Below are 12,230 nucleotides of genomic sequence, written 5' to 3'. Positions count from 1 at the left end.
AGCTTTTTCGTGATAAATATCATTTTGTTTTAATTTTTCATCGATTAAATTTGCCCGACATTTCACTTATTTATTCATACTAAAGGAAGCTTAGAACGTATCTTATGAAATGGTCGCAATTCTTCAATACCTCCATTGGTAAAAAATTGCTGGTAGGTGCTACCGGTTTATTCCTGTGTTCGTTCGTGATCGTGCACCTGGCCGGTAACTTTTCGTTGCTGAAAGAAGATGGAGGGGAAGCCTTCAACTTATATGCGGCTTTCATGGGTCATAACCCCTTAATCCAGTTCATTGCATGGGGATTAAAGGTGGTGATCGTGATTCACCTGGTCCTGGCACTTCAACTTACTTTCCGTAACAGAGCTGCACGCCCCGTTAAATACGCGGTAAGGCCCGGTAATCAAACGTCTTCCTGGTACAGCCGCCAAATGGCTATCATGGGCAGCGTTCTCCTTATCTTCATTGTGATCCACCTTGCTCAGTTCTGGTGGAGGATGCATTATGGGGAAATGAACGTGGCTATGTATGATGGTAAAGAAACCGGCAACCTCTATGAGGTAGTTTGGTTTGCCTTTAAAGAATCATGGATCGTGGCACTTTATGTGATCGGTATGATCGCATTGTCTTTCCACCTGATCCACGGTTTTAAAAGTGCCTGCCAGACGTTTGGCCTGAATCACAAAAAGTACAATGGTATCATCAATTTCATTGGGGTTTGGTTATTTGGTGTATTGATCCCAATTGGTTTTGCTGCTATCCCTGTAGTTATTTTCATTAAACAAATCTGATAAAGCTAGGATATATGTTAAACGCAAAAATTCCTGCAGGCCCAATGGAAGCTAAATGGGCAGACTATAAAAGCCACGTTAAACTGGTGAATCCCGCTAACAAACGTAAGCTGGAAGTAATTATAGTAGGAACCGGCCTTGCTGGTGCCTCTGCTGCTGCTGCACTGGCTGAACTGGGTTATAAAGTTAAAGCGTTTTGTTTTCAGGATAGCGCCCGCCGTGCACACAGTATTGCTGCACAGGGTGGTATCAATGCTGCAAAGAATTACCAGAACGACGGTGACTCTGTTTTCCGTTTGTTTTATGATACAGTGAAAGGTGGTGACTATCGTGCCCGCGAAGGTAACGTGTACCGCCTGGCGGAAGTAAGTGCTTCCATCATTGACCAGTGTGTGGCACAAGGTGTTCCTTTCGCCCGTGAATATGGCGGATTGCTCAGCAACCGTTCTTTCGGTGGTACACAGGTACAACGTACTTTCTATGCTGCCGGCCAAACCGGTCAGCAATTATTGCTGGGTGCTTATTCTGCGCTGCAACGCCAGGTAGCATTGGGTAATGTGAAATTGTACAGCCGTCATGAAATGCTGGATGTGGTAACTGTGGATGGCAAAGCCCGCGGTATCATTGCCCGCGATCTGATCAGCGGTAAACTGGAAAGACATTTCGGTCATGCTGTATTACTTTGTACCGGTGGTTACGGTAACGTGTTCTATCTGTCTACCAACGCCATGGGCTCTAACGTAACAGCAGCCTGGAAAGCACACAAACGTGGTGCTTACTTCGGTAACCCATGTTTCACACAAATTCACCCAACTTGCATTCCCGTTTCCGGAGATCATCAGAGCAAGCTCACGCTGATGTCTGAATCATTAAGGAATGACGGACGCATCTGGGTACCCAAGAAAAAAGACGACAATCGTAAAGCGGTAGATATTCCTGAAGAGGAAAGAGATTATTACCTGGAAAGGAGATATCCTGCCTTCGGTAACCTCGTTCCCCGTGACGTGGCTTCCCGCGCTGCAAAAGAAAGATGTGATGCCGGTTATGGTGTGGGTACTTCCAAAATGGCCGTGTACCTGGATTACGCAGAAGCTATTGTCCGTTATGGTCAGATCGAAGCCAGCAAAAAAGGGTTAGATCATGCCAGCGAAGAAGAGATCATTAAATGGGGTAAAGCAGTTGTTGCCGAGAAATACGGTAACCTGTTTGATATGTACGCTAAGATCACCGGTGAGAATCCATATGAAATGCCCATGCGTATCTACCCTGCGGTACACTATACCATGGGTGGCCTTTGGGTGGATTATGAACTGATGACCACAGTACCGGGTTTGTATGCACTGGGAGAAGCCAACTTCTCAGATCATGGTGCTAACCGCCTTGGTGCTTCTGCACTGATGCAGGGCCTTGCAGATGGTTACTTCGTGATCCCTTACACTGTTGGTAATTATCTCGCAGATGAAATTCATACCAAACCTATTCCGTTAGATCATCCTGCTTTCGTTGAAACAGAAAAAGCAGTACAGGCGCAACTGGATACTTTGATGAACATCAAGGGAGAACATTCCGTAGACCATTTCCACAAAGCCCTCGGCAAGATCATGTGGGATAAATGCGGTATGGCCAGGAACGAAGCAGGATTGAAAGAAGCGATCGTTGAAATACAAGCCCTCAAAGCAGAATTCTGGAAGAACGTAAGGATCCCCGGCAGCCAGGATGAATTCAACCCTGAGCTGGAAAAAGCCGGCCGTGTGGCAGATTTCATTGAACTGGGAGAACTGATGTGTATGGATGCCCTGCAAAGAAGGGAATCCTGTGGTGGTCACTTCCGGGAAGAATCTCAGGAAGATGGTGGTGAAGCTTTACGGGATGATGCAAACTTCCAGTTCGTAGCAGCATGGGAATATAAAGGCCCCAGCAGTTTTGAATTGCATAAAGAACACCTGGATTTCGAGATCGTGAAACCAACCCAACGTAATTACAAATAAGTTAGTTGATAAGGAAAACATAAATCGTTTTATTATGAAGCTCACATTAAAAATTTGGCGTCAACAAAACACTAAGGACAAAGGAAAGTTCGAATCCTACCAGGTTTCGGATGTTTCTAAGGATATGTCTTTCCTGGAATTGTTTGATGTGCTGAATGAGCGTTTGATCAACGAAGGCAAAGACCCGGTTGCATTTGATCACGATTGCCGTGAAGGTATTTGTGGTGCATGCTCTATGTATATTAATGGCCGCGCACATGGTCCATGGGATGAAACAACTACTTGCCAGCTGCACATGCGTGCATACAACGATGGAGATACCATTGTGGTAGAACCATGGCGTGCAAAAGCTTTCCCCGTGATCAAAGACCTGACGGTAGACCGTTCAGCATTTGACCGCATCATCCAGGCCGGTGGTTACATCTCTGTGAATACAGGGAACGCCGTAGATGCCAACGCTATTCCCATCGATAAATTTGATGCCGATAACGCATTTGCAGCAGCAGCCTGTATCGGTTGCGGTGCTTGTGTAGCAGCTTGTAAGAACTCTTCTGCCATGCTGTTCACTTCCGCTAAAGTATCTCAACTGGCCTTATTGCCACAAGGGCATCCGGAACGTAAGCAACGTGCTATGGACATGGTAGCCCAGATGGATAAAGAAGGATTCGGTAGTTGCACCAACACCGGCGCTTGTGAAGCAGAATGTCCGAAAGGCATTTCCCTCACAAACATTGCCCGCCTGAACCGTGAGTTCATCGGAGCCGGTTTGACCTCAGAAGGATAATTTGTATCACAATTTCAATATGGTTAAGCAAAAAAAGGCGCTCTGTCAGGAGCGCCTTTTTTATTATCTTGGTACTGAACCCAATAACTTTATATATTATGTCAGATAATTCCCGTCGTAAGTTTATCAAGCAATTAGGCAGCACAGCAGCATTAATTGGCGCCGGTTCTCTCAGTGGCCTGGCGGCTGATCCCGTGAAGCAATATATCATCCAGCCCACCAAACACAATATCAGCCCGAATGATAAGATCCGCATAGCAGGTATCGGCATGGGGATCATGGGATTTGGAGATGTGAGCACGGCTATTAAAGTACCCGGTGTGGAACTGGTGGCAGTGGCCGATCTCTATGATGGTCACCTGGAAAAAGCAAAGACCGTTTACGGCAATCATATTTTCACCACCCGCGATTACAGGGAGATCCTGGAAAGGAAAGATGTAGATGCCGTGATCATTGCCACGCCGGACCATTGGCATGATACACAAGCTATTGCAGCCATGGAAAAGGGTAAGGCAGTATATTGCGAAAAGCCCATGGTACAGCAGATAGAAGAAGGGCATAAAGTGATTGCCGCGCAGAAACGGACCAAAATGATCCTCCAGGTAGGCAGCCAGAGAGTAAGCAGTGTGGCATTGGCAGAAGCGCGCAAACGTTACCTGGCAGGGGATATCGGCCAGCTGAACATGGTAGAGGCCAAAATGGACAGGCACAGCGCCCTGGGGGCATGGCAGTATTCCATCCCACCAGATGCCTCGCCCAAAACGATTGACTTCGATACCTTCCTCAAGGATACAGCCAAACTGCCTTTCGATCCGGTACGGTTCTTCCGCTGGCGCAATTACCAGGCTTATGGCACCGGCGTTCCGGGAGACCTCTTTGTACACCTGATCACCGGACTGCACTACATGATAGGTTCAAAAGGCCCTGAACGCATTTATGCCAGCGGTAACCTGGTACAATGGAAAGATGGCCGGGATGTTCCGGATGTGATGGTGGCCGTTTTCGATTACCCGGCTACACCAGAACACCCTGCTTTCCAGATGACATTAAGGGTGAATTTTGCAGACGGCAGCGGGGGAGGAGAATATACCCGCCTGATAGGAACAGAAGGAGTTTTGGAAATGGGCTGGAACGACTTTAAGATCAAACAGCATAAAGTGCCCAAAGCGCCCGGTTATGGAGGTTGGGATACTTATAACAATTTCACAAAAGCCCAGCAGGAGGAATATGTAAAACAATACAATGCCAAATACAGCGCAGCAGATCAGGCAGAACCCAAACCGGTAGAGTCTGTTTATAAGGCTCCTGCGGGTTATGATGATCGCTACGATCACTTCGAAAACTTCTTTGAATCCATCAGGAATGGTAAACCTGTGGTCGAAGATGCCACGTTTGGGTTACGTGCTGCCGGCCCTGCTTTGGCTGTTAATGAGAGCTATTTTAAGAAGAAGGTCATCAACTGGGACCCGGAGAATATGCGGATAAGATAATTTATCGTTAAATTCAGTGATCCTAAACCTGTATCATTATGAAGCATAACGTTATCCCATTACTTGCTGTTATCACTATAATGGCTTGCAATACAACAGAAAAAAAGATTGAGAAAATGAATGTGACGCCGCCGACAGTTGAAAAGATCAAAAAGGAATTAACGACAAACGGGGATACCCGTATCGATAATTATTACTGGCTCAATGAACGCGAAAACCCTAAAGTGATCGCGTATCTCACAGCAGAGAATAAATACCTGGACACCATGCTTTCCCCTGTAAAAGGATTCAGGGAAAAGCTGTATGAAGAAATGAAAGGCCGTATCAAAGAGAAAGATGAAAGTGTGCCTTATTTCGAAAATGGTTACCTGTATTACACCCGCTTTGAGGAAGGAAAAGAGTATCCCATTCACTGTCGTAAAAAAGGCAGCAACAGCGCACCGGAAGAAGTAATGCTCAATGTGAACGATATGGCAAAAGGCCATGAGTACTTCAATGTGGCAGGCCTGAATGTAAGCCCTGATAATAAACTGCTGGTGTATGGTGTAGATACCGTGAGCCGCAGGAAATACACCTTGTATGTAAAGAGCCTGGAAACAGGAGAGTTACTGAAAGATGTAATTGCAGAAACAACAGGCGGTTCCACCTGGGCGAACGATAATAAAACATTGTTCTACACGCGTAAGAACCCCACTACACTGCGTTCTGAAAAGGTTGAAAAACATTTGTTAGGAACAGATTCAACGGCTGATAAAGAAGTGTTCTTTGAAAAAGATGAAACGTACAACACTTATGTGTACAAGACCAAATCAAAGAAGTACCTCGTAATTGGCAGTGGCAGCACACTTTCTTCTGAATATCGTATTCTCGATGCAGATAAACCGGATGGTGTTTTCAAAGTATTTCATCCCCGCGAGAAGGATATGTTATACGATATCGATCACAGAGGTGATAAGTTCTACATTACCACCAATTGGGAAGCAAAGAATTTCCGCCTGATGGAATCCCCGCTGGATAAGACTTCCAAAGAGAACTGGAAAGAAGTGATCCCGCATCGTGCAGATGTATTGCTGCAGGGGCTGGACCTTTTTACAGATCATATGGTGCTCAGCGAACGCAAGAATGGATTATCTCAACTGAGAGTGATCAACACCACTACCAAACAGGAACACTACCTGGATTTTGGCGAACCGGCTTATGTGGCCTACAGTTCCACCAATCCTGAGATGGATACCAAAGTACTGCGTTATGGATATACTTCTCTCACCACACCTAATTCCACGTTTGACTACAACATGGATACAAAGGAGAAGGAGCTGAAGAAACAGCAGGAAGTGATCGGCGGATATGATCCAAAGAACTACGTAACAGAAAGATTAATGGCGAAAGCCACCGATGGTACATTGGTGCCTATCTCTCTCGTGTATAAAAAAGGCTTCGAGAAGAATGGCCAGAAACCATTGCTGCTATATGGTTACGGCTCCTACGGCAATTCCATCGAACCAACATTTTCTTCCAACCGGATCAGCTTGCTGGACCGTGGATTCTGTTATGCCATTGCGCATATCAGGGGTGGTCAGGAAATGGGAAGGCATTGGTATGAAGATGGAAAGATGTTTAAAAAGAAGAACACTTTTACAGACTTCATTGATTGCGCAGAATACCTGATCCAGCAGAAATTCACCAGTAAGGAACATCTCTATGCCCTGGGCGGAAGTGCCGGCGGATTGTTGATGGGCGCTATTGTGAACATGCGGCCTGATCTCTGGCATGGTATTGTTGCAGCCGTACCATTCGTTGATGTGGTGACCACGATGCTGGATGAAACTATTCCGCTAACAACAGGAGAATTTGATGAGTGGGGTAATCCAAAGAACAAAGATTCTTATGATTACATGAAGTCTTATTCTCCCTATGATAACGTAGAGAAAAAAGCATATCCTAACATGCTGATCACAACTGGTCTGCATGATTCACAGGTGCAATATTTTGAACCTGCCAAATGGATCGCAAAACTGCGTGAGTTGAAAACAGACGACAATCTCCTACTGATGGAAACGAATATGGAAGCCGGCCACGGCGGTGCTTCCGGAAGGTTTAAAGCCATTAAGGATGTGGCTTTGCAATATGCGTTCCTGCTTTACCTCGAAGGGATCACAAAATAAACTGCGTTTGCGGAGAGATGCCACCATCATCTCTTCGCAAATTTCTTCAGCCGTGCCCCCACCGTGATCATAAAGATCCCAAAGAACAAAGCATAGATCCCCAGCCACCAGGATATCACCAACACCCCGGCCAATGGTTGCATAAACAGCAGTACCCCAAAGATGATAGAGAAAACACCCGCCACTACCAGCATCCATTCATTCTGAATTTCTTTCCGGAGCCGGATGGCCAGGATAATTTCAAGGATCCCCGTTACTACTGACCAAAGTGCTATCAGTGTAACCATAAAAACAACCGTAATACCGGGCATGGATAAACAAACAATCCCGGCCACTATGCCCAATAAGCCTTCCAGCACTAAAACCCACCAATGCGTATCCGTTTTACGGATCCTGAAACCATGGATGAGGGAGAAGATCCCGTCTACCAAAAAATAGGCGCCCAGGAACACTACCAGGATAGAAAGAGTAATGGCAGGCGCAACAAAAGCCATCACAGCAAAAAGCACTGCCAGTACTCCGCGCAGGACCACCAGCCACCAATATTTAGCGAGTTCATGGATCATAGAAAACCTTTTTAATTGTTATCTATAACAATACATATCTGGAAATAGTTCAATAAGGCCATAGTAGCCCATTTAGGGAAACTAAAAAGATATCCCTGATATTTCGTAACTTTGCGGCTTCAAAATTTCAATTTTCGGCACAATGATCAGTGTAAAAAACGTCACGCTTTCTTTCGGCAAAAGGGTATTGTTCGATGAAGTAAACCTCAACTTTACCAAAGGCAACTGTTATGGTGTTATCGGCGCCAACGGAGCGGGAAAGTCAACTTTCCTCAAGATCCTTTCCGGCGAAATTGAGCCCAATAAAGGTACTGTGGAGATCACACCTGGTGAGCGCATGTCTGTGCTCAAGCAGAACCACTATGAGTTTGATGAAGTTACCGTATTGAATGCGGTGCTTATGGGAAATAAAAAATTGTGGGAAATTGCCCACGAACGGGATACCATCTACGCAAAAGAAGATTTCACAGAAGAAGATGGTATGCGTGCTGGTGAACTGGAAGCAGAATACGGCGAAATGGGCGGTTATACCTCCGAAAGTGACGCTGGTGTGCTGTTAGGTGACCTGGGTGTGAAAGAAGAAATGCACAGCATCCTGATGAAGGACCTGAGTGGTGCCCTCAAAGTAAGGGTATTGCTGGCTCAGGCCCTGTTCGGTAACCCGGACATCCTGCTGTTGGATGAACCTACCAACCACCTTGACGTTGAAACGATCGGCTGGTTAGAGAACTTCCTCGCTGATTATGAGAACATTGTAATTGTTGTGAGTCACGACCGGCACTTCCTGGATGCTGTTTGTACAAACGTTGCGGATGTGGACCGTGCCAAGATCAAGATCTTCACCGGTAACTATTCCTTCTGGTACGAATCCAGCCAGTTGATTGCCCGCCAGGTGAATGACAAGAACAAGAAAACAGAAGACAAGCGGAAAGACCTCATGGACTTTATCGCCCGGTTCAGTGCCAACGCCTCCAAATCCAAACAGGCTACTTCCCGTAAGAAAGCTTTGGAAAAGCTGGTAATTGAGGATATTGAACCTTCCAGCCGTAAATACCCTGGTATCATCTTCAAGCAACAGCGCGAAGTAGGTAACCAGATCCTGAACGTAGAGAAACTGGAAAAATCCATCGATGGCCGTAAGATCTTCAGCGATGTATCTTTCTCTGTAAATAAAGGCGATAAGATCGCATTTCTCTCTAAAGACCACCTGGCACTCACTACTTTCTTCGATATCATTAACGGAGAACAGCAGGCGGACAGTGGTAAGATGGAATGGGGTACTACCGTTACCAAAGCATACCTTCCGGATGATAACGCCAAATTCTTCACCAGCAATTATAACCTGATGGACTGGCTGCGCCAATACGTTCCGCCACACATTACAACAGATGTGGATGAACCGTTCCTGCGCGGGTTCCTGGGTAAAATGCTGTTCAGCGGAGATGAGGTAATGAAGAAAACATCCGTATTGAGCGGGGGAGAGAAAGTGCGTTGCATGGTTTCCCGCATGATGCTGCAGGACCCTAACGTGGTGATCCTGGATGAACCTACCAACCACCTTGACCTGGAATCTATCCAGTCCTTCAACGAAAGCATGAAAGACTTCAAGGGCATTGTACTCTTCACCACCCATGACCATACATTCATGCAATCAGTGGCCACCCGGATCATTGAGATCACCCCAAGTGGTATCATTGACCGCCTCACCAGCTTTGATGAATACCTGGCCGATGAGCGCGTAAAAACCCTGCGTGCTGAGATGTACGGAGAAGAAGTAACAGCGTAAGATTGGCAGTTGGTTTCAATTTCAGATCATCAACACCTCTTTTCTTCCTGGCCTGTAACAAATCCGGGTTGTGATTTGCTTTCAATTTCAGATAACATTCAAAAAATACAAAAGAGCGGAGATAAAACTTCCGCTCTTTTTTTATGGGTTACTTTTTTGGGTATTAGCTCTCTTTTTCAGAGATATTCTTCGATAACTTTCATTTTTGATTTGTCTAACGGCTTCGTGATATAAGCCATTAACTCCGGCGTTTTCTTCACTTTTTCCATATCCTGGATATTCATGGAAGAAGAACACATGATAATAGGTACATGCTGCCGGAGGCGTGTTTTTAACTCCCGGAACGCTTCAATAAAATCCCACCCGTTCATTCGCTGCATGTTCATATCCAGGATGATCAGGCAAGGCAGGTTTTTGGCTGCAAAAGAATTCAGGTCTTCAATGGCATCCTCGGCAGACAAAAAAGAATTCACCGCCACATCCCAACCCTGTAAACCGAACATTTTCTTTACAATAAAGTGGAAGATCTCATCATCATCGATCACATAAACTACTTTATTCGTGTTTGCCATGTCATAAATATTATCGAATAGCTCCATAATTTAGTCTGGTTTTCAAAAGGCTAACCTGCAATTCAGGTTCACAAGCAAATGGTCTCAGCATATTTTCGAACACGCACACCGGGAAAACTCTGCGTAAATGCTTCGCAAAGAAAGTTAAATTTATTTTATTATTATATATATTTTTTATTCAATAACCAATCTTTAACAATCAGTTGGAGCCAAAACGGCCACCCCAAACAAAAAGAAAAGGTGCGACTACAGCCGCACCTTTCTCAGATGAATGTTGGATATATCTATCTAAAGTTTCCTAGTTAAATAAGCCACCCTTTTTCAGGTGAACTTTTCCAGCCCCTATTTTGAAGCCACCATGGTAAATTTCTACGGTATAATCGCCGGCCTTGAAATCAGAGTTCTGTTTCCAGTCCATGCTAACCGGTTGAGCCGTACCTGTGCTGTAAGCAACAACTTTCTTTACAGTGTAGAGCTTTTCAGTGCCATCTTCCAAAGTGAAGCGGCCGCTGCCTAAAGCTTCTACAGCCAGAGGAGAACCATCAGGAGCAGTAATAGCTACATAGATCTCTTTGTCACCTGCCTGTGCAATACGGTTATCCAGTTCAAAAGAAACCCGCATCATATCAGCACGTTTAGCCTTGGAAGTCACTTCTTCCTTACCATTACGCTTCACATTGATAGGCGCCAGTTGAATGTTGGACGCATGCAGTACGGAACCAAGGTCTACCTTCTTACCCAGACTGTCTTTCACCGTAACAACGGAATCACGCTCTTTACGGGCATAATCACGTTCGCCGGTGATCACGATCTTTTCTCCTTCCAGTCGCTCAATTGTTTGCACATACCCTTCGGTAGTGGATTTCAATTGATCGATCAGGCGTTTTGCTTCTGCCAGCTCAGCTGCAGTTGCGTTCTTATTGCTCAGGATACCTTTGATCCGGCCTTTCATGTCTGCAATTTCTTTGTCTTTGCTTTTTACAAGACTATCCATCCGGCTGTTCTGAGAGATCAGATCATCCAGGCGGGCCTGTGCAGCATCGTATTCAGATTGCAGCTCATTACGGGACGTACTGAGTGTATCTAATTGGTTCTCTTTCGTTACCAGTTCTTTACTGGTTTGACTTTTGTCGTAGAACATATACCCCCAGGTTCCCACCAGGGCGGCAATGAGAACGCCATAAATCACTCCGTTTTTGCTACTTTTTGGTTTTTCAGGTCCGGAATTACTGGGCGTACCAGTTGTAAATGTGTTTTCCGCCATAATAGTGGTGTTTTATTTATGATTGTTTATATGGGTAAAATTTTCGAAAAATTGAAACGTTAAAATTTGCTTAAATTACACGTTTTAAACTTTTGCCAGTGCTAAATAACGTTGCCCTCGATCAATTATTACTACTCGATATAGAGACAACACCCCTCACTGCCTCCTTTGAACACTTGCCTGACGAGCTTAAGCTACTCTGGTTGGAGAAAAATGCAAAAACTGCGCCAGATTCTGAAGATGGCCCCGAAAATTTTAGCGAAAAGGCCGGGTTGTTCGCAGAGTTTGGAAAGATAGTTTGTATCTCCGCCGGGTTTTTCTATACAGAAAACGGTCATTATCAACTTCGTATCAAATCTTTTTACGGAAATGACGAAAAAGAACTGCTGACCGGTTTTTTGGAACTAACACAAAAGTTTTTTGCCCGGCATCCCCGTTTTCAATTTGCAGGACATAACATCCGCGAATTTGATATTCCCTATATTTGCCGCCGCGCACTCATTAATGGTCTTTCTTTACCCATTTCCCTGCAAGTGAATAATTTCAAACCCTGGGAACAACCTTTACTGGATACCATGCAGTTATGGCGTTTTGGAGAGTTCCGGAATTATACCTCCCTCAAACTCCTGGCGGCTGTGATGGGCGTTCCCACACCAAAAGATGATATTGACGGCAGCATGGTAGGCAAAGTGTATTGGGAAACCGGAGATGTACAGCGGATTGCAGATTATTGTCAGAAAGACGTACTCACCGTGGCGCAATTGTTGTTGAAATTCAAAGGATTGCCTTTGATCGAAAAAGATGGAATTTCTATTGTAGCTTAATAT

General features: G+C 45.2%; 10 protein-coding genes. 7 read left to right on the top strand and 3 right to left on the bottom strand.

Annotated features, from left to right (window positions below; genetic code table 11):
• Positions 1 to 104 precede the first annotated feature (104 nt).
• The 5 genes from GFS24_RS18355 (at position 105) to GFS24_RS18335 (ending at position 7,215) form a co-directional block, all read left to right on the top strand.
• Positions 105 to 788, top strand: coding sequence for a succinate dehydrogenase cytochrome b subunit (locus tag GFS24_RS18355; RefSeq protein ID WP_153661881.1), 684 nt, complete (start codon positions 105 to 107; stop codon positions 786 to 788).
• A 14-nt stretch (positions 789 to 802) separates the two neighbouring features.
• On the top strand, positions 803 to 2,776 hold the full coding sequence (locus GFS24_RS18350) for a fumarate reductase/succinate dehydrogenase flavoprotein subunit (RefSeq protein ID WP_153661879.1): 1,974 nt from the start codon (positions 803 to 805) through the stop codon (positions 2,774 to 2,776).
• A gap of 34 nt (positions 2,777 to 2,810) precedes the next feature.
• Entirely contained in the window at positions 2,811 to 3,560 is a 750-nt protein-coding gene (locus GFS24_RS18345) for a succinate dehydrogenase/fumarate reductase iron-sulfur subunit (protein ID WP_153661877.1), read from the top strand.
• 98 nt (positions 3,561 to 3,658) lie between these two features.
• Positions 3,659 to 5,050 (top strand): Gfo/Idh/MocA family protein, encoded by a 1,392-nt coding sequence (locus GFS24_RS18340; RefSeq protein ID WP_153661875.1) that lies wholly within the window; start codon positions 3,659 to 3,661, stop codon positions 5,048 to 5,050.
• 38 nt (positions 5,051 to 5,088) lie between these two features.
• A complete protein-coding gene (locus GFS24_RS18335) occupies positions 5,089 to 7,215 on the top strand; it encodes a S9 family peptidase (protein ID WP_153661873.1) in 2,127 nt (708 codons plus the stop codon).
• A gap of 26 nt (positions 7,216 to 7,241) precedes the next feature.
• Here GFS24_RS18335 and GFS24_RS18330 read toward each other — a convergent pair whose 3' ends face one another.
• Positions 7,242 to 7,781: an HdeD family acid-resistance protein gene (locus GFS24_RS18330; protein ID WP_153661871.1), complete on the bottom strand. Its 540-nt coding sequence runs from the start codon at positions 7,779 to 7,781 to the stop codon at positions 7,242 to 7,244.
• Between the two features lie 142 nt (positions 7,782 to 7,923).
• On the opposite strand from GFS24_RS18330, the gene GFS24_RS18325 reads away from it, so the two are divergent.
• The gene (locus GFS24_RS18325; protein WP_153661869.1) at positions 7,924 to 9,567 is read left to right on the top strand and encodes an ABC-F family ATP-binding cassette domain-containing protein; all 1,644 of its coding nucleotides are present in this window, start codon (positions 7,924 to 7,926) and stop codon (positions 9,565 to 9,567) included.
• 176 nt (positions 9,568 to 9,743) lie between these two features.
• Here GFS24_RS18325 and GFS24_RS18320 read toward each other — a convergent pair whose 3' ends face one another.
• Both GFS24_RS18320 and GFS24_RS18315 read right to left on the bottom strand, forming a co-directional pair.
• The gene (locus GFS24_RS18320; RefSeq protein ID WP_153661867.1) at positions 9,744 to 10,166 is read right to left on the bottom strand and encodes a response regulator; all 423 of its coding nucleotides are present in this window, start codon (positions 10,164 to 10,166) and stop codon (positions 9,744 to 9,746) included.
• A 271-nt stretch (positions 10,167 to 10,437) separates the two neighbouring features.
• Entirely contained in the window at positions 10,438 to 11,403 is a 966-nt protein-coding gene (locus GFS24_RS18315; RefSeq protein WP_153661865.1) for a hypothetical protein, read from the bottom strand.
• A 98-nt stretch (positions 11,404 to 11,501) separates the two neighbouring features.
• Between GFS24_RS18315 and GFS24_RS18310 the strand changes: the two genes are divergently transcribed.
• Positions 11,502 to 12,227 carry a 3'-5' exonuclease gene (locus GFS24_RS18310; RefSeq protein ID WP_371731122.1) on the top strand — a complete coding sequence of 242 codons (726 nt, stop codon included), beginning with the start codon at positions 11,502 to 11,504 and terminating at the stop codon, positions 12,225 to 12,227.
• Positions 12,228 to 12,230: the final 3 nt, after the last annotated feature.

It is taken from the genome of Chitinophaga sp. SYP-B3965, assembly GCF_009647655.1.
Taxonomy (GTDB): domain Bacteria; phylum Bacteroidota; class Bacteroidia; order Chitinophagales; family Chitinophagaceae; genus Chitinophaga.
This window is presented reverse-complemented; position numbering and strand designations above follow the sequence as displayed.